The following is a 24774-nucleotide window of genomic DNA, read 5'->3' as shown; positions in this document are numbered from 1 at the left end:
GTTATGCGGTTGCCCCTTTTTTTAAGGACAGTACAAACCTAGCTCCGAGCTTGATGAAAATCTAAAAAGTGGCATGGACAAAGTATGGACAGCTCCAAATAAATATGGACAAGACTGCTGTGCTGATCAAGAACGAATCAGCATAAACATTATAATACAACAAACTATAAATCAATTATTTACACAAGCACAATTGTTAGTTTAAATTGATTTGAACCGTGGAAATTGGAAGTTATTTATATGGACTGACGTCTTAGCCGCTATAGATTGCATCCTGATTCTAACTATCTTAGACCTAGCAACTAAGGCTATCATTATGAGCAAAAAACCACTTTTACTTCTCCTTTTTATTCTTCTGAGCAGTACGAACTTCGGACAAAACAATAGCCGGATTGACAGTTTACTCACCGCCTACAATCAGCATAAAGAAGACACCTTAAAACTTAGAACGATCAACAACCTGATCAACTATTATATGTATAGGAATACTCCAGAAGTAAAACCCTATGCAGAAGAGATGCTTTCTCTGGCGCGAAAATTAAAAAACGTCAAAGGGGAATCTTTAGCCTTGTATCAATTAGGAGTGTATCATTACACGATCTTTGAAACTGATTCTGCCAGCAACTACTACAATCAAAGTTTACAGCTTGCCCTAAAAGATGAAGATGTACCCAGAATTTCTTCCAACTACAGAGGCCTGTCTATTATTGAATTTAGTCAAGGGAATCTGTCTGCAGCGGACAGCATTAACGATCTGGATCTTGCCAACTCCATTAAATACGAAGACAGCATAGGTATCGCTCTGGCATATGATTTTAAAGGCACTATAAATCAAAATAAAGGTTATTACGATATTGCTCTTGCCAATGTGCAGCAAGGGTTGAAGTACTTTGAAGCCCTAAAAGATTCTGTCCGGATTGCCGATTGCTACAACCACCTCGCCACCCTAGAGAACAATCTTGGCAATACGCGAAAGGCCATAGACTACAATTTAATAGCCCTAGAAGTCTATCAGCGAGAAAACGATGTCTTTTACGAGGCACAAGCCTTAAATGACATTGGGGTCATGTTTAAGGTCCTGAAAGATTATGAGCAATCCTTGGAGTATCTAAACAAGGCCATAACAATAAGTGAACAAGCCAAAGCCAACGAGGTCTTGATATCTGCACTAACCACCGTTGGCGAGGTCTATGATGAACAAGGCCAGCCGCAACAAGCCATACCCTATTTTGAAAAGGCCATACGCTTGGCAGAAAGCCTTAACTCAAAGCGCAAGATAGCATTGGCCCAAAACAAAATGGCAGAGGCCTATTTGGCCATGCGGCAACCCAGCCAAGCCATGCAATTGGCAGAAGCCTCGCTCGCCTATTCTGTTCCAAACAATACCATTTCATTTCAAAAAGTCTCCCAACGCGTAAAGAGTCAGGCGTATGAGCAACTCGGAAATTATGCTAAAGCCCTAGAACACCATAAGAACTTTAAGGTTTTAAGTGATTCTATCATGAACACAGAGACCTCCGATAATATAGAAAACCTGCGCGCCCAGTTCGATCTGGAGAAAAAAGAAGCGCGTTTGGCGCTGCAGGAACAAGAGATCATTGCCCTAGACGCTCAGGCGGAGTCTGATCAGTTGGCAAAATTGCTCTACGGTTTGGGTCTTGCCGCTGCGGTGATAATTGGTCTTTTGGTGATCTTCGGACTGCGTCAGCGCATGCGAAAGAACAAAATCGAACGCGAGAAACAGGAAGCCATACTACGTCAGGAGATCGAATTCAAAAAGAAGGAACTGGCTAGTCAAACCTTGCATTTGGTGCAGAAAAGCACCTTTATACAAGAACTTAAAGAGAATTTGGAGAAGATCAAAGCCTCTCCGGAACTGTTTAAGATAGAATTTCGAAGACTCATACTTTTACTTAAAAAAGAACGCGCAGAAGATAAAGATTGGGAAGTTTTTAAATCTTACTTCTCCGAAGTACACAACAATTTTGATGATAAGATCCGTAAGATCAACGATACCATAACCGAAAAAGAACTAAGACTAGCTTCATTTTTGCGGATGCATTTAAGTACCAAAGAGATCGCTTCTATGCTTAACGTTTTGCCAGATAGTGTGCTTAAATCCAAATACCGTTTAAAGCAAAAATTGAACCTGGACAAGGATACCGATCTCACCGAATTCCTAAACACCCTATAAAGCGAAAACCCCCGCTCTTAAAGGATTGAGCGGAGGTTTTGCATCAACTAACTAAACAATTAACTGTGGAAATGAAACACTACTCTCCCTGACCTAGTGAGAATCCGCGTGTACCATCGAATTCATACAGGTTCTCGGTTTTGATAACATCAAAACCTTGGGCGTGCAGTTTAGATAAGAGCGCTACCACTTGCTCAAAATCTACTGGTTGATACACTGGGCTTGTACTGGTTGTGGCATCCATAGCCACAAAACGGCACCTCCAGTGATCTGTTTTATAAGTCTCTTTTAATCCTTTAGGGTAGACTTTCACCCCTCGGTTGGTGATCATCTTCAATTTCAATTTAAAGGCATCGATAGCGGCCAATGCATCGCCAATTTGGTTTGGGTCCTCCCCTTTCCAGTCAATGAATACATCAACACCCACCAGCTGCTTTTTACGTGTCTTGCGCACGTAATCAGGAATCTGAATGGTACCGGCTCCTTCAGAGAGCTTGCTCGCCTTTAGAGATTTTGGTGTTTCTCCTAATCTCTCGATTACAGCTTCTGCAAATTCACTGGTGTTTACCAAGCGGGTCGAAGAACCTTCGCGATAAATATCCGCAGTGTGAATACCAGCCTCGATAGTAGATAACAACGCATTCTTGATGCGATCTGCAACCTCGGTTTGACCGAGGTGCGCTAGCATGAGTACCGCACCGTTGATCAAGCCCGATGGATTAGCAATTTTCTTCCCTGCGATATCTGGTGCTGAGCCGTGAATGGCCTCGAACATGGCCACTTCGGTCCCAACGTTGGCAGAACCGGCCATCCCAACAGAGCCGGCGATCTCCGCAGCGATGTCAGAAATGATATCCCCGTAGAGATTAGCGGTCACAATAACGTCATATTGTTCCGGACGGGCAGCCAAGCGAGCAGATCCGATATCAATGATCTGCGAGTTGCTATCAATTTGCGGATACGCTGCAGCGATCTCTTTAAAGACGCGGTGAAAGAGTCCGTCTGTCAATTTCATGATATTGTCTTTTACCATGCAGGTCACTTTCTTGCGACCATAGGCTTTGGCATATTCAAAGGCATAGCGAATGATTCGCTCACAACCTGGTCTTGTGATGAGCTTTAAACACTGCACCACATCGTCGGTTTGTTGGTGTTCTATTCCTGCGTAAAGATCTTCTTCATTCTCGCGAATTATTACTACATCCATGTCGGGATAAGGCGTATGGATGTACGGATGTAACGCACTTACAGGACGCACATTAGCGAAGAGCCCGAGCGACTTTCTAAGGGTCACATTCAAACTCTTATAACCTTTACCTTGTGGCGTGGTGATCGGCGCTTTCAGGATCACCTTGTTCGTCTTGATAGCCTCCCAAGCTTCTGGAGAGATCCCTGAGGTGTTTCCAGCTAAGTACTGCTGTTCTCCGATCTCGATAAAGTCTACCTCGATCTGAGCTCCTGCGGCCTCCATGATCCTTAATGTAGCGTCCATGATCTCGGGTCCAATTCCATCTCCTTTGGCTACGGCAACCTTGGTCTTAACTCCAGCCTGTAGGGTTGTAATGTCTTTTTTAAGCAATTGATTCTGCATAGGTGTTTATTTGTTTGTTGCAAATTTCAGAAATCAATTTCATTTATTTTTATTTATGTTTTTTATAAAATACATAATCAAAGTTAATGTCTTATAAGTAACCTCAGTTACCTTCGACTTGGTAAAAAATGGACTATCTTGTAAGTATTAAATTCAACAGCATGAAACTAACGAGAATTGGATTAAACCGGGAAGCATCGGAATCCACTGCCACCAAACTAAATGTTCTTTTGGCCAATTATCAACTGTTCTATATGAACTCCAGAGGCTTTCACTGGAACATTAAAGGAGATAAATTCTTTGAATTACATCTTAAGTTCGAGGAGCTCTACAACGATTCTTTGATCAAGATCGACGAAATAGCAGAACGCGTGCTAACCCTCGGGTTTACGCCCTTACATACTTATTCGGACTTTATTGCGGTGGCCAGTATCCCAGAGGCTAAGAACATTTCAGACGGAAAAGATGCTATTAAAGCTATTTTAGCGGGATACGAGGTTTTGCTGCCGCTTGAGCGAGAACTGCTCAATATGTCGGCTGAGTCAGATGATGAAGGTACCAATGCCCTTATGAGCGATTATATTCGCGAACAGGAAAAACTGGTTTGGATGTATTCGGCCTACTTGAATCAATAATTTTACGTCCTCATGCTACATAAATTTTGGTTCCTTGGAATTGGCACACTGCTGCTACTCATTACGAGTTGTGGAAATTCTGAACCCCATAAGCTAGCCCTACCACAAGAGGCTGATTCTCTTATTGCTGCGGATTCTGCCAAGACCTGGATGTTGGCCAGTCGCTACAATGGCGGGCACCGCATGAATATGGGCGACTGCTTTCTGCGTTACCGCATCACCTATCATAGGGACAGCACCTTTGCCGATAACAATGGCAGCAGCAGTAGTTGTGGTCCAAGTCTGCACGGAAAATGGAAAGCCTTTCAAAACGAGCACGGTAGTTTCATTAAATGGGAAAGTCCACAATTGCCATCACTGATGCAAATAGAGAACGACTACAAATACTTTAGACTAATAACCCTGAATGCAGACTCTCTGGTGGTCTCTTACAAACACACCCAATACGGAAATCAGGAGCGTACCATAGTAGATTACTACGTGCCGGAGGGCACAAAGGTAGCAGATCGTGATTTTCACAACCGTTGATTGGAACAAAATGACCTCCCTTAGATCTCCAAACTTCCCTTTCCTTCTCGGATAAGCTCAGGTTCGCCAGAAGTAAGGTCTATGATAGTACTGGCTACATTCCCTCCGTAGCCACCATCAATGACCAGATCTACCAGATCCTGCCATTTCTCATAGATAAGTTCCGGATCTGTAGTATACTCGATGATCTCATCCTCGTCGCGTATAGAAGTAGAAATAATTGGATGCCCAAGCTGATCCACTATAGCCTGAACAATAGCATTATCAGGAACGCGTATCCCTACCTCTTTCTTTTTCCTGAAAGCCGTGGGCAAATTATTACCTGCAGGTAATATAAAGGTATAAGGGCCCGGCAAGGAGCGCTTCAAGATCTTAAAGGTGCTGTTGTCTATCTGCTTGACAAAATCAGACAGATGACTCAGATCCTTACAAACAAAAGAGAAATTGGCTTTCTCTAGTTTAAGGCCTTTTAGTCTGGCCACCTTTTCTAAGGCAGCCTTGTTGTTTATATCACAACCTAAGGCATAGACCGTATCCGAAGGGTAGATCACTAGGCCGCCATTGCGAATGATCTCTACGGCCTTTGAAACCTGTTTCGGATTCGGATTTTCTGGATAAATCTTAAGAAATGTCGCCATGATCCAAGCATTTATTTAAAGTTAGCACAAAAAAATTCCGCAGCCAACTAAAAAAAATCTTAAACAAACTGTAATAAATTCTTAAATCGGGCGTCTTTAATTAAACGGTGATTCTAAAAGGTCATCTAAATTGCTAGGAACAAGATGTTGCGATCGCACTTTTTTATTTGGGTTTTCTTTGGGTTCATGCTGACCTTGGGCTGTTCTTCTGACGAACAACCACAAGACACCGACATGCAGGAACAAAGTGACACAACTGTGCCCTTAGCCGCTGCGATCCAAACAGATGTCTCTTACGGTTCAGATCCGCAGCAAGTATACGACCTCTATTTGCCTGCGGGACGCAACAGCACAAAAACAAAAGTGCTGGTATTGGTCCACGGAGGCGGATGGGCTTCCGGAGACAAGCAAGACATGACTCCTTATATAAGTTGGATCCAAAGTGAATTGCCGCAGTATGCGATCATGAATATCAACTACGTGCTCGCCGATGCCACTACTCCTGCCTTCCCCAATCAATTCTTAGATCTAAAGGCGGCATTGAATCAGGTTAAAGAACAAGCCAGTGAGCTTGAGGTGTTGCCAGAGTTTGGTTTGATTGGTGTAAGTGCTGGGGCCCATATCTCCTTAATGACCGACTATGTTTACGATAATGAGGATCTGATCAAAATGGTCTGCAGTATTGTCGGCCCTACAGATTTTACAGATCCCTTCTACAGTGAGAATCCGGAATTCCAGATCTTACTCGCCGCCTTGACAGACGAGTCTGCTTATGCCAGTGATACCAATTATGCAGAAGTCACAAGTCCGGTCTATCAAGTTAACAGTGCGAGTGCTCCTACCATTATGTTCTACGGAAATACAGACCCTCTAGTACCCATAACCAACGGTTTAAATTTAGAAGCCGCATTGGCCAATGCGAACATTTCTCACAGCTTCACGATCTACGAAGGAGGCCATGGAGACGACTGGAGTCAGGCCAACTACGAGAACCTACAAATGCAACTAATAGGTTATATCTCGCAGTACCTTGCGGTTAACCCATAATTTTTTAACAGGATTTTTTTGATTTGTTAATGTTTTAAGCATTTCAACGATTTTTTATGTTGTTTGTCGTATTTTTATTACAATATGACTAGTTTAGAGTCCCTAATCATTAGAACAACATACTTATGTCACACCCTAAAAACCTAATCCTGTTTGTTCTAACCGCGATTTTTATTTTAACTGGGTATTCACCTTTAAATTCTGGCTTTGAAGGATACGAAGAATTAAGCCCAAAATCCATCTCCCAAATGGATGATTTTGCCGGACGTTCTGTTGTATTTTCTGATATCAGTTATGGAACTGGTGAACATCAGACTTACGACATCTATTTACCTGTTAACCGAGATCACAGAAAAACTAGAGTAGTTATCTTACTCCACGGTGGAGGCTGGATCAACGGCGACAAGATCAACCTAAACGATATGGTAGCTACCCTTTTGGAGCGTATGCCCGATGTTGCTATCGTTAATATGAATTACACCTTGGCAGATGCCGAGAATTTTGCCTTTCCAACACAGTTTTTGGATGTCGGTAAGGTGATCGATCATGTCAGCATGCTTTCGGACAGTTTTCAGATCTTGCCAGAGTTTGGTATTGTAGGTCGTAGCGCCGGAGGTCACATAGGTCTTATGTACGATAGTGTTTTCGACACAGACAACAAAGTGAAGTTTGTGACTAGCATTGCTGGCCCTACGGATTTTACCGATCCTTACCTCAACAGAGCCGATAACTTCGAAGAATTATTGGGACTTCTTGTAGATCCTACAGCTTATAGTGAGGATCCTCTTGAGTCTTTAAGCCCATTACACAATATCAATATATTTACTTCACCGCGCCTGCTGATCTACGGCCAGGATGACAAAAAGGTACCAATGAGTAACGGTGTCAATTATTCCAGTGCTTTAGAAGATGCAGGTATTAAGATGCGATTCAAGGAATTTGATGCCGGACATTCCAACAGCTGGAACGATACGCAATGGAACGAAGCGTACGACCAGATCGAAGAGTATGTCAGCCTTTTTCTAAGATAATTGTTTGCCCTATATCTGCATTAGGACAAAAGCTTGAGCTTCGCAAATCGCAGTAAAAGCTTTTTGAGTCCGCCGTGCTCAAATCGTATCTCGGCCTTGGTGTCTCCTCCTACTCCTTCGAGTTTAAGGACCTCACCTTTGCCAAACTTAATATGTTCCACTAAAGAACCCACTTGAACCTCGGACGCGCTAAGGTGCGTTCCGGGGTTTGCGGTGGCTCTGCTTACCGGTTTTAATCTTCGTAATTTTTCCAACTGTTCTTGCGATGGCCCTTTAGGAGGCGAACCTGCTGTAGGTTTTCTAAGTCGGAGCTTACTTTTATCAACTTCCCCAAAAATATCAGCATCGATCAGTGGTTTGTACCTGTGCTCGGTTATGGGCGTTAGGTATTCCAAATACTGATCGTCTATCTCTTCTATAAAGCGACTAGGTTCCGCATCGATGAGTTTACCCCATCGATAGCGCGATTGGGTGTAGGTCAAATAGGCTTGTTTCTCTGCGCGCGTCACAGCGACATAGAACAAGCGGCGCTCTTCTTCAAGCTCGGCTCGCGTATTCATGCTCATCCCACTAGGGAACAACTCCTCTTCCATCCCAACAATATAGACGTAAGGAAACTCAAGTCCTTTGGCTAAGTGAACCGTCATTAAAGACACTCTGTCTTCATTTGAAGTGTCTTGATCAAGATCCGTAGCCAAGGCAACATCTTCTAAGAATTCGTTGAGTGACCCAGTGGCGTCTGCCAATTCCTTTTGTTCTTCTACAAAATCACGGATACCGTTAAGCAGCTCCTCCACATTCTCAATTCGAGCAATACCTTCTGGAGTGCCGTCTTTTTTAAGTTCCTGAACAAGTCCGGTCTTTTTGGTCACATGCTCGGTGATCTGAAAGGCGTCATAGGACTCATTTAAAACCTGAAAACTGCGTATCATAGTACAGAAATCCAAAAGCTTTTGCTGGGTGCCTCTGTTGATCTTCAGTTCCAACTTTTCGATGTTCTCCATCACTTCGAACATGGAACGGTTGTAGTGATTGGCCGCCACAATAAGACGATCAATGGTGGTCTGCCCTATTCCACGAGCCGGATAGTTGATAACCCGCTTAAGGGATTCTTCATCCTTCGGATTCAGGATGAGACGCAAATAGGCCAATACATCCTTGATCTCTTTACGCTGATAAAAACTCAGCCCGCCGTAAATGCGATAGGGAATGTCCTTTTTTCGCAAGGCATCTTCCATAGCACGTGATTGGGCGTTGGTACGATAGAGGATTGCAAAATCTCTATTGGCGAGTTGCTGCTGCATCTTGTTCTCAAAAATGGAACTCGCCACAAAACGTCCTTCATCACCGTCTGTCATGGTTCGGTTGACCTTGATCTTAGGGCCGTCCTCATTGGCTGTCCATACAGTTTTTTCGAGCTTGGTCTTGTTCTTGTCTATGATGCTGTTGGCCGCTTCTACGATATTCTTGGTAGAGCGGTAATTCTGCTCCAAACGGTAAACCTTAACATCGTCATAGTCTTTTTGGAAGTTGAGGATATTGTTGATGTTCGCCCCTCTAAAGGCGTAGATACTCTGCGCATCATCTCCTACCACACAAATATTTTGAAAACGATCTGACAGCGCCCTAACGATCAAATACTGGCTGTGGTTGGTATCTTGATACTCATCTACCAAAATGTATCTGAACCTATCTTGATATTTGGCGAGCACTTCCGGAAAGCGCGTAAGCAGTTCGTTGGTACGCAATAACAGATCGTCAAAATCCATGGCTCCAGCCTTAAAGCACTTATCAACATATGCTTTGTAGATCTCCCCTAGACGAGGCATTTTTGCCATGGCATCTGCTTCTTGTAACTCCGGATTCTGGAAGTAAGCCTTAACCGTGATCAGGCTGTTCTTATAACTGCTGATACGATTGTAGACCTGCTTGTATTTGTAGATATCCTTGTCGAGCTGCATCTCTTTAATGATACTGCGGATCACGCTCTGGGAATCTTGGGTGTCGTAAATGGTAAAATTAGACGGATACCCCAACTTGTCTGCTTCAAAGCGCAGGATCTTTGCAAAGATGGAGTGAAAGGTTCCCATCCAGAGATTTTTAGCCTCACTTGCCCCTACAATTTTGGCAATACGCGATTTCATCTCTCGTGCTGCCTTGTTGGTAAAGGTTAGCGCTAATATGTTGAAAGGGTCTACCCCTTGCTGCATCAAATACGCAATGCGAAAGGTCAATACTCGGGTCTTACCCGAACCGGCACCGGCAATAACGATCATAGCCCCGTCCTTTTGCAGTACGGGAGCCCGTTGTGCCTCGTTCAATTCATTTAAAAAATCTTGCAAAATGCTCGCTTTGGAAGTCTCGATTTCAGAGTCGTGAAAATAGACATTTAAGGGCAGAAATTTGGTTCAAAAGCTCAATATTTATGAACAGTAAAGTGTAGAATTCCCGACTCTTTTATTGCTTCTTGTCGTGCTTTTGGTAGTTCTTGAATATGCGTATATTTAAAAACCTAATTACAACAATGAAATTACTACTTACCGCTTTCTTGTTCAGTTCGCTTATTTGTTATTCCCAGAACGCTCGTGTTCAGGGTACAGTGATCGAAAACTACGGAGCAACTTTTGAGGTACCCAAACTAGACATCCCTTTAAACACCTCAGCTACTTTTAAGGTTTTATTGGATCTCAGTGCCGCTCCAGATGATCCGGAGCAATTAAGTGCCTATATCAATACCGTTGCGCGTTTTCTCAATATGCATGTCGCCGCCGGTAAAGACAGGTCTCAGTTAGAAGTTGCGGCCGTGTTTCACGGGAACGCAAGCTACAGCTTGCTTAAGAATCAATACTACAAGGAAAAGTTCGGCGTGGACAATCCGAATTTAGGACTTATTGAGGCCTTGCAAGCTGCCGATGTGGATATTATTCTCTGCGGACAATCTGCAGGAAGCAGGAATCTCGGTGATTCACGTCGTATTCCGGGCGTTAAAATGGCATTGTCTACCATGACTGCCATGATCCAGCTCCAACAAGAAGGTTATACCATTATAAATTTCAATTAAAATATGTACCGACACCTTTGTCTCGTTTTAGCCTTTATGACCCTGGGCTGGTCTCAGGCGCAAGAAGTGAACGAAAAACTCATGCTAGATGCTGCATCCATTGAAAGTAAAGTGATCCAATGGCGCAGAGAGATCCATCAGAATCCAGAGCTCAGCAACCGAGAATTCAAAACAGCCGCTAAGATCGCGGCCCATTTAAAAAGTCTTGGTCTGGAAGTTCAAACAGGGGTCGGTAAAACTGGTGTTATAGGTATTCTCAAAGGAGATCAACCCGGAAAAGTAATTGCTTTACGCGCTGATATTGATGCCCTTCCCGTTACCGAACGCAACGATCTTGCTTTTAAGAGTACAGTTACCACTACCTTTTTAGGCACAGAGACAGGGGTTATGCACGCTTGCGGCCACGACACACACACAGCCATACTCATGGGGGTGGCAGAGGTTTTAGCAGCCAATAAAGATCTGCTTAAAGGAACGGTAAAATTTATTTTTCAACCTGCCGAAGAAGGCCCTCCTCCGGGAGAAGAAGGTGGTGCCAAACTCTTGATCAAAGAAGGTGTACTAAAAAATCCGGATGTGGATGCCATTTTTGGGTTGCACATCAATTCGGCTACTCCTGTGGGCACCATTAGATACAAACCGGGCGGCACCATGGCTGCGGTAGAACGCTTCGTGGTAAAGGTCAATGGAAAACAGACCCATGGCTCACAGCCTTGGAGCGGTGTTGACCCTATCTATATTGCAGCCAAGATCGTAGATGGCTACCAAAGTATTATCAGTAGAGAGTCGCGCCTAATCGATGAGGCAGCGGTGATCTCCGTAGGTAAAATAACAGCCGGCGTTCGCTTTAATATCATTCCAGAATCCGCAGAAATGATTGGTACTGTCCGCACCCTTGACCCAGACATGAAAGCCTTGATAGTGCGCCGCATGACAGAAATGACAGAAACCATTGCCAAAGCCTACGGCGGAACAGCGAGTATCGAGTTTCAGAACTTCACTTCTATCACCTTTAACGATCTGGCCTTGACCAATCAAGTGCTACCAAGTTTACAAGCAGTGGCCGGAGCAGATCAAGTAGAGCTGGTAAAGGCGACCACAGGAGGAGAAGATTTTTCTTTTTATCAAGAAGAGGTGCCTGGTTTTTATTTCTTTTTAGGCGGAATGACTCCTGGAAACACCGAGGCCTTCCCACACCATACACCTGATTTTAAAATTGATGATTCAGGCTTACTCCTAGGCGTTAAGGCCTTTTTACAATTAACTGTTGACTATTTAAACACACCATAAGATGCGTAAATTAATTCTTGTAGCCATCGCAGCGATCGCTACCCTACCCGTTATTGGACAGGCCAATATGGATGCTGATATTGCCAATATTGAATCCAAAGTGATCGAATGGAGGCGCTACTTCCATCAGAATCCGGAGCTATCCAATAGGGAATACAACACTGCAAAGAAGATCGCGGCACACTTGAAATCTCTTGGAATGGAGGTTCAAACAGACATTGCTTTAACAGGTGTGGTCGGTATCCTGAAAGGAAATCGCCCTGGGAAGGTCTTGGCTTTACGCGCAGATATAGACGCTCTCCCCGTTACCGAGCGCAACGACCTAGACTTTAAAAGTACTGTTACCACCACCTTTAGAGGTGTTGAGACGGGAGTTATGCACGCCTGTGGCCACGATACGCACATCGCTATCTTAATGGGTGTTGCAGAGGTCTTAAGTAAGAACAACGACTTTGCGGGAACCATTAAGTTTATCTTTCAACCTGCAGAAGAAGGCGCTCCTCCAGGAGAAGAAGGTGGTGCAGAACTCATGGTAAAAGAAGGCGTACTGAAGAATCCAGATGTAGATGCCATCTTTGGTTTACATATCTCTTCGCAACAACCTGTTGGCCTGATCACTTACAAACCAGGAGGTATTATGGCGGCATCACAAAGCTTTGAAATTACCGTAAAAGGCAAGCAAACACACGGTTCTCAACCTTGGGGCGGTGTGGACCCGATCATGGCTGCTGTTAAGATCATCGATGGTTTACAGACAATCATTTCTAGAGAATCTCCACTTACGCAAGAGGCCGCCGTACTATCAATTGGAAAGATCACGGGCGGAGTCCGCAGTAATATCATCCCAGAAGAGGTTCAAATTGTCGGAACGCTCAGAACCTTAGACAAGAACATGCAGGCTTATATCAATAAGCGTATGGAAGAAATGGTACCTGCCATTGCTGCAGCTTATCGTGCAGAAGCGAGTATTCAGATCGCCAGAGGTTACCCGATCACGTATAACGATCCGGCTTTAACGGCTCAGATGCTGCCTTCATTGCAAGCAGCTGCAGGCGCTTCTAAGGTTGTTGAGACCAAAGCTGTTACCGGAGCCGAAGACTTCTCGTTCTTTGCACAAGAGGTTCCTGGATTGTATTTCTTTTTGGGCGGACGGGCTCCAGGCGGGGCCGAAGCGTTTCCGCATCACACGCCTGATTTTAAGATCGACGAATCCGGAATGCTTTTAGGAGTGAAAGCATTTATTCAACTCAGCATGGATTATCTGAACAACTAAACCATGGATGCAATTTTGGACTTTTTAGGTGGAATCCCTTGGTGGGCATGGCTGCTTGTCGTGTTCGGTTTTATTGCGCTGCGCGATATATTCCAACGCAAACACACCATAAGTCACAACTTCCCCATTGTTGGGCATATTCGTTATATGCTGGAAAGTATTGGCCCAGAACTGCGCCAGTATTTGGTAGCCAACAACAGAGAAGAGCTGCCCTTTAATCGCATTGAGCGCGGTTGGATCTACGCCTCAGCCAAAAAAGAGAACAATTACGAAGGCTTCGGAACCGATAGAGACATTTACCAGTATCAGCATGTATTTATCAACAATGCAATGATACCCTACAAACTCAGTTCAGATCATCCGAACACGCTAGACAAATGCTTTTTGCCCTGCGCCAAGGTAATGGGACAACACAACAAGCGCAAGCGACCGTACAGACCTGCCTCCATTATTAATATCAGCGCCATGAGCTTTGGATCGCTTTCTGCCAAGGCTATCGAATCATTGAATATTGGCGCTGCAAAGGCCCAAGCTTATCACAATACCGGCGAGGGCGGCCTTTCCCCCTATCATCAGAAAGGGGCCGATGTGGTCTTTCATTTTGGCACCGGCTACTTTGGAGTTCGCAACCCGGACGGTACCTTCTCCATGGAAAAAATGAGACAATTGGTGGCAGATAATCCGCAGATTCGGGCCATAGAGGTAAAACTCTCCCAAGGGGCTAAACCCGGAAAAGGGGGCGTACTACCCGGGAAGAAGATCACCAAAGAGATCGCTGCGATACGCGGGGTTGAAGTGGGTAAAGATGTACTATCTCCACCTACACACTCCGCCTTTTCAACAGTTCCCGAACTTCTAGATTTTATAGAAGATATTGCAGAAAATACCGGGCTTCCTGTCGGGATCAAAGCCGCTATTGGAAAGTTGGATCAATGGGAAGAGTTAGCCCTAGAAATGAAACAACGCGGAACAGGCCCTGACTTTATTAGTGTAGACGGTGGTGAAGGCGGAACCGGTGCGGCACCCCCGAGTTTTGCCGATCACGTATCACTACCGTGGGTATACGGTTTTGCAGATCTCTACAAACTATTTCAGAACCATGGACTCACAGACAGAATTGTCTTTGTGGGGAGTGGTAAACTGGGTTTCCCGGCCAAAGGAGCCATGGCCTTTGCCTTGGGCGTAGATGTGATAAACGTTGCCCGAGAGGCCATGATGAGCATTGGCTGCATCCAGGCACAGATCTGTCACACCAATCGCTGTCCGGCTGGTGTGGCCACGCAGTCCAAATGGTTGCAGAACGGAATTGATATTCCGCTTAAATCGGACCGATTGAATCAGTACTTTAAAACCTTCAGAAAAGAACTTGTAGAGATCACCCATGCCGCAGGTTACGAACACCCCTGTCAATTCACTATGGCAGACGTAGAAATGAACATGGACGATAAGCATTTGTCGCAAGACATGCGTTCTACCTTTAAATACAAAAAACAACCCGTACCTTTTGAAGGTATGCAGAAATTGAAAGAATGCATACATTTGGGAGGAAGCTACCAAACATCAAACTAGAACTATGGAAATCGAACAGGTATTAGGTTATGTTGCCTACTTACTTCCGGCCATCTTGGTTGGAATTGTCGCTTATTACTTTTTCAAAGGTCACACGGCTAACGAAGAAGGTCGCCGTCGTTATCTGATCCAGCAAGAAGCGCAGAAGAACACCATTCCCATGCGTTTACAAGCCTACGAACGCTTGACCTTGTTTTTGGAGCGCATAGACCCCAATCGACTCCTTACGCGCGTTAAACCCGTTGGAAATAGCCTGGAGAACTACGAGAGCCTATTGATCCGAAATATTGAACAGGAGTTCGACCACAACATCTCTCAGCAGATCTATGTCTCTCAAGAGTGCTGGAATTTGATCAACGCAGCCAAGAATGCGACCATTCACGTGATCCGTCAAGGTGTGATGCACGAAAAAGACGGATCTCCAGACAATTTGCGTCAGTATTTGTTGACCAACTTTATGGACGATGTTACCCCTTCTCAAAAGGCGCTCGCTTACATTAGAAAAGAGGTAGCGGAATTATTTTAAGGATTGACTAGCTTGTTTTTAATAGCGAAAAGAACCAAACCTATCCGATTCCGAATTTCAAGCTTTTCGTAGAGCGAATCCCGATAACCTTCTACCGTCTTCGGACTTACACACATAATATTTGCAATCTCTTTATAGGTGCGATCGGTACACGCATGGGTCAAAAATTCCCTTTCCCGATCCTTTAGCGTATCTAAAATTCTTGGTTCTTTCAATGAGTTCACAAGAAGTTTGGCAACGTTTGGCGTATGATAGTAACCTGTATCTACAAGCTGTTCCAGAGCTTGTCTTAAAACGCTCTTTTTAGAGTCTTTGAGCAAATATCCACAGGCACCTGCCTTAAGCATGCTTAAAATCGTGGAATCTTCTTCTTCGACAGACAAGGCCATTATCTTTATCTCTGGCCACAAGGACGATACCTTTTCTGTCGCCTCAATTCCATCCATTATTGGCATGTTTATATCCATTAGGATGATATCAGGATGCTCCTTAGAAGTCTGGAGTTGCGTCAGTAACTCTTCGCCATTTTGGCATTCATAAAGCGTTTCAAAATTGTCGAAACTGTTAACCATATGACCTATTGCTTGGCGTAATAAGGTATGATCGTCCACCACAACGATTTTATGAGTCATAGGAATCCTTTTTATAAGTCAGTTCCAAGGTAGTACCTTTTTTTAATTCGGATTGAATAAGTAACTCTGCTCCAAGAATTGCTGCTCTATGACGCATATTTCTTAAACCCAATCCCTCATGAATTTGAGACGGGTCAAAACCAATACCATTGTCCCTGCAAGCAATTGCAACAGTGTTTTCACTATATGCACATACTACATTGAGCTTTTTTGCCTTGGCATATTTAATGGTATTTGTAAAAAATTCCTGAACAATACGAAAGAGAAGCAATTCTTCCTGAGCGTTTAATGCGATCGGAGTGCCTTTAATTTGTGTATCCGCTACAATGACACCTAATCTATTAAACCGATCCGTCTCAGCCATAATAGCCTGATGCAGTTTTAGATTTTTGAGACTTTCTGGATTAATGTGTTTTGACAAATCTCTGAGCTCATTCAATGCTTCCCCTATGCTGTCTATGGCTTGAACAAGTTCTGCAGGCTTTTCTTGTGCGTTTTGAGCTTGTATTTTAGCTAGTGTCAACAATTGGCCAATATTGTCATGAAGTTCCCAACTAATATTTCTGAGGGTATGTTGTTGAATTTCTACCTGTGCCTTCGCCAATTCAGCTTCAAATTCCTTTTCGGCTTGGTATTGCCTAGCCAATAACATATTCTTGCGACGAATGAAAATGAGCACAAATAGCCACAAGAACACTCCTAAAACACAGAGTATGGTAATAAAAAGAATTATTTCTCCTCCCACAAACTGCTCCATACAAATCCAATAATCAAAAACAAATTCATAATTAAGGTCATAATGAAATAGACATCAAATAAACTTGCCATTCTAACACTGTTGGCATAGTAGTTCTGCTCCACCTTAAGCGGCACATAGGCCAATAGATAGAAGAAGTAAGCTGTTGCAATCCAAAAGACCATATTACGCTCTACATGCATTACCAGTTCTTCTCGCAGTAATTCAACGAAAAAATACAAAAAACATACTAAGAGTGAAGTTCCGGCTATGATATAAGGAAGCGATTGCCGTTGCAGCGTGTAATCTACTCCGAGTACAAATAGCTCAATAAACATGGAGATAAAATAACTCCCATACATGAAAACTATAAGCTGTTTAAACCTCCGACTCTTTATAGATTGATGTAACAGATAAAAAAGAACTCCAAAGAATACTGGATAAAAAACATTATAAACGATACTATTGTTACCAGGTTGAATTTCGGTTCCATAATAGTCCGCAAAAAACTCGTTGAGTATGGCATACCACAGAAACAAAACAAATAAATTGAGGAGTCTATTGCGTTGTTTAAAGGCTGCCAAGGTGCCCACAATGACTGTTACAATTTGCATTGTCGGTAACCAATGCTTTAGAAACTCAATAAACTGATCCATTAAAATTACTGATTACCCGGCTTTTTAGGCGGCATCGCATTAAGCTCATCCATAAGTAAACTTGTGGTGTCCCCGCCATTGCGATTTCCAGAAACTACAAACTCTTCTCTAAAATCTATAGGTATGTATTCTCCTATATATCTTTTGTTTGGGTCGTGAGGTCTAATATAAAAAGGTTTGTGCTTTGGCAAAGCTGTTGGGTAGGTTACTGTATCTGTTTTATCATAGAAAGTAGGCGCCAAAAAAGTGGTGATTCTACCGTTATAATCGCCATAGTTCTCAATAAAACGCTTAGCTACAAAAGTTCCTTTTTTGTAATCATCTAACATATCTTGTAGGCTACCTGGTCTCCTATCGCGCTCTTTATTATTACGAGCAACTTGATCATCACCATAAGCGCCTAAATAAATGGCAATTCCCGTGATCTCTTGATCGTTCAACTTCTCAACCTCCTCTAGCATATCTAAATAACACTGCAAGTCTCTTTTACTTATCCACAGATATTCTGTTGGCAGATACTCCTCTTCTCTAGGGACAAAATCGTTTTGTATATCAACAATGGCATTATCGAAGCGGTCGTGATAATTGGTAAACAAACTATCTCCTCGTTTTAGACTGATGCGATGTGGAGAGCTGTTGAATTTATCGATAGCCGTACCACAAGAAATCAACAGTATACTAAACGCTAATAATGTAAGTGGTTTTAAATGTTTCATAATGGGATGTTGTGATTAGTGAAGTGTAAAGGTATTCGCATTATTTAAAATATTAAGGGGGTGTTTACCCCTTTTAAAACTAGGCATAGCACTTATTGATTTAGGTCATTGACCTACAGAAGATTAATGAATATAAGGAGACTTTTGACCCAAGACTTTCGATGTCCCGGGAGGAAGCCGAAAACCCCATTCAATAGAGTAGGCAACTAAATTTTCGAATCATGAAGAAATTTGTACGACAAGGAATTAAACTATGGCTATTCTCGGCGGCTTTGCTGCTTTCTGCCATAACAAATGCACAGACCACAGGGTTCTGTGAAAACTTTAATGCTAACCCAGTGACCCCTGTAACAGGGCCAGGATGCACAGGTACGGCGGTACCTGGAGTACTAGATAATTGGGGAACCATTAATGCCAATGTTGGTTATAACGATGTTGGTAGTATAGGTGGAGCTGGAGATATCTATCTCGACATTGATGACCAAGGATGTAGCAATGGCGGGAGTTTTATATACAATCCTGTAGATTACGACGGTAATTGGATAGAAATGGTTCAGGGAGAGGGCTGTTTATGCTTTGACATCCGCACCTTTTATATTGCGACGGGCACGCTAACACCAAACACCTTACGCATCTACAACACCAACGATCCACTCGGCGCAACTAACTCCGCAACCTTTGTGATGAGCGGTTCCTATGATGTTTCTCGCGGATGGGTTCGTATTTGTGCCCCTATAGAACTGAGCGATGGAACCGACTTGCCTAGTAATGCCGACGGACAATGGGTTAATTCGGGCGGAGCTGCTGCCTGGGACAGTCTCATAACGAATGTGGAATCACTAGCCTATTACGTTGATGTAGGAGGAGGCGATGAACAATTTGGCTTAGACAATATTTGCATCAGTCAAGACTGCGACAGCACTTACAGTGGCGAACCTGAACCAACCAATGAAGGAGCTTATTGTTGTGATGAATCTGACAATCTAATTGCCAATGGAAACTTTGAATTTGGCGTAACAGGATTCAGTAGCGATTACAGCCAGAACTCTGCTACCCTACCTGGTCAGTACGATGTAGGGACTAGTGCTAGTGCCTTTGGAGCTAACGTTACAGACCATTCTTACTGTCAAGACGCAACAACTTATGCTAACAACGATCAGTTCCTATTGGTCAATGGTTTGACCAATCAAGCGAGTGGTTCTCAAAGTGTAATATGGGAACAAACCCTCACCGGTCTAGACCCGGAAAAGGAATACAGATTCTGCGGTAACTTCAAAAACTTACCACAATGTACTTTTGACGTGCTTCCACAAATCACGGTGCAACTATCTTCATTCTATTCCGAGACGGCGACCATTAATACCGACGCTTCTGACCCATGTGATTGGATGAATTTGAATTTTTGTTTCAGAGGGCAAGAGGAAATGGTTATACAAATTATTTTAGACGAAGGTTCTCTGGGCGATGGTAACGATCTGGCCATCGACGATTTATCTGTTCAGGAACTCAAAGATCCAAACTTGAATATTTCGGTGCTTCATCAAGGTGAACCTCAAGAAATCACCGGATCGATAAATACTATTGACCCCTTAGATGACGCCCTTCCATACAGTACAGAAATCTGCGATCAACCTTGGTTCTGGTTTGTGTTTACTGTAGACAATTATTCAGGAGGTACAATTACTGTAGACCCAGCGGCAACTTACGGATGGGGTAATGATATTGGCGGAAGTAGCATCTTTAACCCTCCATCATCAGGCCCAAATTGGGATCTGACCACAAACTTCCCAGGATTCCCATTCGCCGATGATGTACTCTATGTTGTTGGAATGCAAACTCCGAGCTGTTGCGAAGATTGTGTAGACGACGGATTTACTTATCAGCTTGTTTTAAACAGTAGTTTTGTGGGTGATGCTACTTTAGCAGCTAATGATATTAAGTTCATTAAGGATATACTAGGTACTTATCAAACGCCAAGCATAGAAGATAAATCGACTAGCGATACGAAGTCTGGTTTCAGTATTATCCCCAATCCGGCACATAACTATGTAACTATTCAAATTTCAGAACAGGAATTAACGGCTGTCTCGGTCTATAATCTGAATGGAAGTCAAGTTATAATGGAGCAAATGCCAGCTGGTGTTCAGAATGAACAATTGGATATTAGCAGCTTAAGTGCAGGTATGTATTTTGTACATGTTACCACTAAAGACGGGCAAATTTTAACTGAAAAGTTACTGGTCAAGTAATCCTTCAATTATAATAAAAGGCCTCTTCGAACAAGATCTGTGCGGAGAGGTCTTTACTCATTCAGTAGATTCCGAAGATAGTTCCTTTCACTTTCATTACTGGACCCTGCTAATATTTCTTCCAATAAATTCTTCACTAGCGGATTATCCATTTGTCTTTTCAGCAATTCTCTGGCACCACTGCGGAATCGCCAATTGGGGTGTACACAAGCGTCTACCAAGGACAACAGCACCGATTCATTTACAATTTGGATCTCCGTGAGATAGTTCAAGGCCAACTCCCTTGTCTCAAAACTGTAATTCGCTGTCGCATAGCTCATCAGTTCCTTGATGAATTCCCGTTTCTGATCTTGCTTGTAATTTGGAGTCACAATGGCCAAGGTGAGCCAAAGCTGTCTTATGTTCTTTTCCTTAAAGCCTAGGGCGGAGGCCATTCGGTCCAGATATTTAGATCGATCTTGTGGGAAGCTGCTCCACAGCCTGTACAAGGCCATTTCTTGAGTCACATAAGAATCATCACTTAACAGCGCCTCAAAATCGCTTTTAATGGCCAAAGGAATGCTACTTAGACTTTGGGCTACAGCTTGTCTAACCAAAAGCTGCTCATCGGCTAAAGCTGCTGTATATAGCGGCAAACTTAAATTCATAGGCTCCCCTGATAGTTGAAAGACCGCCTCTTGCCCCAAATAATCATTGGAACTACCTATGGCTGTCGCTAAGGCGCTTTGTTTGGCATCGAGTGGCTCCTTCCGCAGTGCTTCTAAGCTCAAGTACGATTTTATAAATTCGGACTGGGTCAAATAGTCTAAGGCCCAAGCGGATTTGAAAGAGGTTTGGTCTATCCACTGCTTGCGAAACTCCGTCATATCCTTGCCGGTCACCTGGGCAACTACTGCAAAGAAATCGTCTAAGGTCGCATTATTAAAAGCGTAACGCTCCAAATAGGCTTTGATCGCTCGATCAAAATCAAAAGTACCCAGCAACTCATCCAAAGCAATTAAAGCCCAGGTACCCTTCTCATAAAAAGTGAGCGAACTCGCCTTAGGGTTGGACAAGGCCTCTCCTTTTCCGCTGTCACTTCTGCTGCGGAGTTGTTCCGCCGTGTTGAAGAGCTTCCAGTAGTAATAATCATCTCCAAAGAGTTCCCGTTCGGCCAGCAAAGCGTAATAGCTTGCAAAACCCTCGTGCAGCCAATGATCTGCCGCAGATACCTCTGTGACGTAATTTCCGAACCATTGATGCGCCAACTCATGCGCATTCACGTTGACATAATTCTTGTCATTAAAGCCAATACTATCTACCACAAAGGCCGACGAAAAGACCGTCGCTGTAGTGTTCTCCATACCGGCGTAAAGAAAATCTCGCACAGGTACTTGCTTGTAGTTGGGCCAAGGATAAGGCACTCCAATTTTACCTTCCAGAAAATCAAAGATCTCTTTGGTATAGCGGTAGGTAGGCTCTACGTAGGCTTCATCGCCTTTTAAATAATAATTCTCTAAAGGAATACCAGAACTTGAATTCAGTTGTTGTTTGTCATACTTTCCCACAGCGATCATGACCAAATAACTCGACATAGGATTTTCCATATCAAAGTGCCAGTGAGAAATACTTTCATCATCTTCTTTATCAGTTAATACACCGTTTGATATGGCGACATAGTCAGCAGGTAATGGTATTGATAAATCGAATTCGATCTTATCGGTCATGTCATCAATACTCGGCAACCAATAACTCGTATACTTTCCTTGACCTTGGGTCCACATCTGATCTCCAAAAAAGTAAAGCGTTTGTTTAGGTTTAACTTTATATTTGAAGCTTACTGTTAGATTTTGATCTGGCTTGAAATCGCCGGAAATTATGACTTTATCATCTTCAAGCACAACCGATGCTCCCTCGATCATTCGTTTGTCTTCTATTTGAAAAACACCGGCATCATACAAGGTATCAATACGAGCATCCAAATAAACTTTGGTCGTAGGTTTCAAAATTTCAAAGTCTGCAGTATATGCTGCGGCTATTGACTTTTCCTGAAAATCAGGTGTAATGATTGCGGCAATTTGATTGACATCAAAATTCTGCTCTTGCTGACCATAAGCATAAATCCATCCAACAAAGAAAATCCAGTAAAACCAATATTTCATACGCACAAAATAAGGCAAATACCCACAATTTATAAATCTGTTAATACAAACATTAACAATCCTACGAACTTTTTAACAATGGTAGGCTGTGGCGGGTGAATCGATTATTTTTAAACTATGAACGCAAATTACTTACAAACACCTATCGCCTATCTTAAGGGCGTAGGCCCTAATCGGGCCGATGTGCTGCGTTCTGAACTCGGTATACACACCTATCAAGATCTATTACACTTATTTCCGCGTAAATACATAGATCGGACCCAATATTTAAAGATCAATGAGTTGCGCGACACTGGCGCGGAAGTACAAGTGGTGGGGATGATTACCCACCTAAAAACAGTTCAACAGAAAAAAGGCAATCGACTCGAAGCGACTTTTGAAGACGAAACCGGGAGTATGAAAATGGTATGGTTTCGAGGACAAAAGTGGATAAAGGAACGACTCAAGCTCGGAAAAAAGTATGTCGCCTTTGGCCGGATCAATAAATTTCAACAGCAGTTTTCCATGCCGCATCCAGAGTTGGAATTACAATCTGAACACGAAAAAAAGCTCCGATCTGGCATGCAGGCGGTTTATCCTTCCACCGAAAAATTGGCGGCAAAAGGGGTGACAAATCGAGCTGTAATTAGCATGGTTGAACAGCTCTTTTTAGGAGCTAAAAATGAGTTCCAAGAAAGCCTTCCAAAAGCCCTCTTTGAACAGCTCAAATTACCCACCAAAAAACAAGCTCTTTTTGCGGTCCATTTTCCCAAGAATCAGACCGTCTTGGCAGCAGCACAATACCGCTTAAAATTCGAGGAATTATTCTACATACAGTTGCAACTTATTCGCAAGAATTTTCAACGCAAACAAAAAATCAAAGGTTATCCATTCACACGAGTAGGGGAATATTTCAACACCTTCTTCAACGAACATTTGCCCTTTGAATTGACCGACGCTCAAAAACGAGTGATCAAAGAAATTCGCAACGATATGGGGAGCAATGCCCAAATGAACAGACTTTTGCAAGGAGATGTGGGTTCAGGAAAGACCATAGTTGCGTTCATGTCAATGTTAATAGGGCTTGACAACGGTTTTCAGGCTTGTTTAATGGCTCCGACTGAAATTTTGTCAGTCCAACACTATAATGGATTATTGCATTGGTGTAAAAAATTGAATATCAGTGTTTATTTGCTTACTGGATCAACCAATACTTCAACTAGGAGGGAAATTCACGAAAAACTCGAAAATGGCGAATTAGACCTCTTAATCGGCACCCATGCACTCTTAGAAAAGAAGGTTGTTTTTAAGAATTTAGGCTTGGCTGTTATAGACGAGCAGCATCGTTTTGGAGTGGCACAACGCGCTCAGCTCTGGAAAAAAAATGAACGCCCTCCACACATTTTGGTAATGACAGCAACTCCAATTCCGAGAACTTTAGCCATGAGTTTATACGGCGATCTGGACCTCTCTGTGATAGACGAATTACCCCCCGGAAGAAAGCCTGTAAAAACCGTCCTGAGAAGCGACGCAAATCGACTTAAAATGTTTGCCTTTTTAAAGGACCAAATCAGGCTCGGAAGACAGGTCTATATTGTGTACCCTTTGATACAAGAAAGCGAGGCTTTAGACTACAAAGATTTGATGGACGGTTACGAGTCTATTTCACGCTCCTTCCCTATGCCGGAATTTCAGATCTCCATTGTTCATGGAAAGATGAAACCAGCCGACAAGGATTACGAAATGGAACGCTTTGTAAAAGGAGAAACTCAAATCATGGTGGCCACCACTGTAATCGAAGTTGGTGTAAATGTTCCTAATGCTTCTGTTATGGTCATTGAAAGTGCAGAGCGCTTTGGACTTTCTCAGTTGCATCAATTGCGTGGACGGGTGGGACGCGGTGCCGACCAGTCCTTTTGTATACTCATGACAGGAAAAAAGGTGTCTAAGGAAGCTAAAACCCGTTTAGAGACCATGTGTGCCACCAACGACGGTTTCGAGATTGCCGAAGTTGACCTCAAGCTACGCGGACCTGGAGATCTTATGGGAACTCAACAAAGCGGGGTTTTAAACCTTCGCATTGCCGATGTGGTCCGAGATCGCGATATATTGAGTTTGGCTCGCAGTTACGCTATTGCCCTGCTTAAGGAGGACCCCAACCTAGAGCATCCGCAGAACGAAGCCGTAAGGCGCACCTATATCGAATTGGCAAAATACGGCAACATCTGGAATTTCATTTCATAAAAAACGCCTGTTAACCAAAGCTCACAAGCGTTTTTCAG

General features: G+C 43.3%; 20 protein-coding genes. 12 read left to right on the top strand and 8 right to left on the bottom strand.

The features are described from left to right. The first annotated feature begins 316 nt into the window (after positions 1-316). The gene (locus BTO09_RS11880; RefSeq protein WP_157663500.1) at positions 317-2194 is read left to right on the top strand and encodes a tetratricopeptide repeat protein; all 1878 of its coding nucleotides are present in this window, start codon (positions 317-319) and stop codon (positions 2192-2194) included. 79 nt (positions 2195-2273) lie between these two features. Here the strand turns inward: BTO09_RS11880 and BTO09_RS11875 are convergent, their stop codons facing one another. Then, positions 2274-3785 (bottom strand): NADP-dependent isocitrate dehydrogenase, encoded by a 1512-nt coding sequence (locus BTO09_RS11875; RefSeq protein ID WP_087524986.1) that lies wholly within the window; start codon positions 3783-3785, stop codon positions 2274-2276. 161 nt (positions 3786-3946) lie between these two features. Between BTO09_RS11875 and BTO09_RS11870 the strand changes: the two genes are divergently transcribed. Together BTO09_RS11870 and BTO09_RS11865 are read left to right on the top strand one after the other, a co-directional pair. Continuing rightward, complete coding sequence (locus BTO09_RS11870; RefSeq protein ID WP_087525557.1) at positions 3947-4420, top strand: Dps family protein; 474 nt, start codon at positions 3947-3949, stop codon at positions 4418-4420. 12 nt (positions 4421-4432) lie between these two features. Further along, positions 4433-4948 (top strand): lipocalin family protein, encoded by a 516-nt coding sequence (locus tag BTO09_RS11865; RefSeq protein ID WP_087524985.1) that lies wholly within the window; start codon positions 4433-4435, stop codon positions 4946-4948. 20 nt (positions 4949-4968) lie between these two features. Here BTO09_RS11865 and BTO09_RS11860 read toward each other — a convergent pair whose 3' ends face one another. Further along, complete coding sequence (locus BTO09_RS11860) at positions 4969-5586, bottom strand: L-threonylcarbamoyladenylate synthase (RefSeq protein ID WP_087524984.1); 618 nt, start codon at positions 5584-5586, stop codon at positions 4969-4971. Positions 5587-5730: 144 nt separating this feature from the next. On the opposite strand from BTO09_RS11860, the gene BTO09_RS11855 reads away from it, so the two are divergent. Both BTO09_RS11855 and BTO09_RS11850 read left to right on the top strand, forming a co-directional pair. Then, a complete protein-coding gene (locus BTO09_RS11855) occupies positions 5731-6633 on the top strand; it encodes an alpha/beta hydrolase (protein WP_232454959.1) in 903 nt (300 codons plus the stop codon). A 248-nt stretch (positions 6634-6881) separates the two neighbouring features. Continuing rightward, positions 6882-7664, top strand: coding sequence for an alpha/beta hydrolase (locus BTO09_RS11850; RefSeq protein WP_157663499.1), 783 nt, complete (start codon positions 6882-6884; stop codon positions 7662-7664). A 20-nt stretch (positions 7665-7684) separates the two neighbouring features. On the opposite strand, the gene BTO09_RS11845 is transcribed toward BTO09_RS11850, so the two are convergent. Beyond that, positions 7685-10006, bottom strand: a complete 2322-nt coding sequence (locus BTO09_RS11845; RefSeq protein ID WP_087524981.1) for an ATP-dependent helicase — start codon at positions 10004-10006, stop codon at positions 7685-7687. 182 nt (positions 10007-10188) lie between these two features. On the opposite strand from BTO09_RS11845, the gene BTO09_RS11840 reads away from it, so the two are divergent. From BTO09_RS11840 to BTO09_RS11820, 5 genes are read left to right on the top strand one after another with little or no spacing between them, the layout of a single operon-like run. Continuing rightward, entirely contained in the window at positions 10189-10725 is a 537-nt protein-coding gene (locus BTO09_RS11840; protein ID WP_157663498.1) for a DsrE family protein, read from the top strand. Between the two features lie 36 nt (positions 10726-10761). Beyond that, a complete protein-coding gene (locus BTO09_RS11835; protein ID WP_369826915.1) occupies positions 10762-12015 on the top strand; it encodes an amidohydrolase in 1254 nt (417 codons plus the stop codon). Position 12016: 1 nt separating this feature from the next. Beyond that, positions 12017-13288, top strand: a complete 1272-nt coding sequence (locus BTO09_RS11830) for an amidohydrolase (protein WP_087524978.1) — start codon at positions 12017-12019, stop codon at positions 13286-13288. Between the two features lie 3 nt (positions 13289-13291). After that, positions 13292-14857 (top strand): FMN-binding glutamate synthase family protein, encoded by a 1566-nt coding sequence (locus BTO09_RS11825; RefSeq protein WP_087524977.1) that lies wholly within the window; start codon positions 13292-13294, stop codon positions 14855-14857. 4 nt (positions 14858-14861) lie between these two features. Next, positions 14862-15383 (top strand): hypothetical protein, encoded by a 522-nt coding sequence (locus tag BTO09_RS11820; protein ID WP_087524976.1) that lies wholly within the window; start codon positions 14862-14864, stop codon positions 15381-15383. Here BTO09_RS11820 and BTO09_RS11815 read toward each other — a convergent pair. Genes BTO09_RS11815 through BTO09_RS11800 form a run of 4 tightly spaced genes read right to left on the bottom strand, consistent with a single transcriptional unit; the run spans position 15380 to position 18123 of the window. Continuing rightward, positions 15380-16015: a response regulator transcription factor gene (locus tag BTO09_RS11815; RefSeq protein WP_087524975.1), complete on the bottom strand. Its 636-nt coding sequence runs from the start codon at positions 16013-16015 to the stop codon at positions 15380-15382. The two genes, BTO09_RS11820 and BTO09_RS11815, sit on opposite strands and share 4 nt — an antisense overlap. Beyond that, positions 16005-16772, bottom strand: a complete 768-nt coding sequence (locus tag BTO09_RS11810; protein WP_087524974.1) for a sensor histidine kinase — start codon at positions 16770-16772, stop codon at positions 16005-16007. Before BTO09_RS11810 ends, BTO09_RS11815 begins: the two co-directional genes overlap by 11 nt. Further along, the gene (locus BTO09_RS11805) at positions 16745-17365 is read right to left on the bottom strand and encodes a hypothetical protein (RefSeq protein WP_157663497.1); all 621 of its coding nucleotides are present in this window, start codon (positions 17363-17365) and stop codon (positions 16745-16747) included. The genes BTO09_RS11810 and BTO09_RS11805 overlap by 28 nt, the downstream gene beginning before the upstream one ends. Positions 17366-17412: 47 nt before the next feature. Beyond that, positions 17413-18123 carry a hypothetical protein gene (locus tag BTO09_RS11800; RefSeq protein WP_087524972.1) on the bottom strand — a complete coding sequence of 237 codons (711 nt, stop codon included), beginning with the start codon at positions 18121-18123 and terminating at the stop codon, positions 17413-17415. A gap of 221 nt (positions 18124-18344) precedes the next feature. On the opposite strand from BTO09_RS11800, the gene BTO09_RS11795 reads away from it, so the two are divergent. After that, positions 18345-20372, top strand: coding sequence for a T9SS type A sorting domain-containing protein (locus BTO09_RS11795; protein ID WP_087524971.1), 2028 nt, complete (start codon positions 18345-18347; stop codon positions 20370-20372). A 53-nt stretch (positions 20373-20425) separates the two neighbouring features. Here BTO09_RS11795 and BTO09_RS11790 read toward each other — a convergent pair whose 3' ends face one another. Further along, on the bottom strand, positions 20426-22513 hold the full coding sequence (locus BTO09_RS11790) for a M1 family metallopeptidase (protein ID WP_087524970.1): 2088 nt from the start codon (positions 22511-22513) through the stop codon (positions 20426-20428). Between the two features lie 117 nt (positions 22514-22630). Between BTO09_RS11790 and recG the strand changes: the two genes are divergently transcribed. Beyond that, positions 22631-24736 carry an ATP-dependent DNA helicase RecG gene (gene recG, locus BTO09_RS11785; protein ID WP_087524969.1) on the top strand — a complete coding sequence of 702 codons (2106 nt, stop codon included), beginning with the start codon at positions 22631-22633 and terminating at the stop codon, positions 24734-24736. The last annotated feature ends 38 nt before the right edge of the window (positions 24737-24774 follow it).

It is taken from the genome of Gilvibacter sp. SZ-19 (assembly GCF_002163875.1).
Taxonomy (GTDB): Bacteria; Bacteroidota; Bacteroidia; order Flavobacteriales; family Flavobacteriaceae; genus Gilvibacter.
The sequence above is the reverse complement of the archived record's forward strand: the minus strand, read 5'-3'. Positions and strand labels throughout refer to the sequence as shown.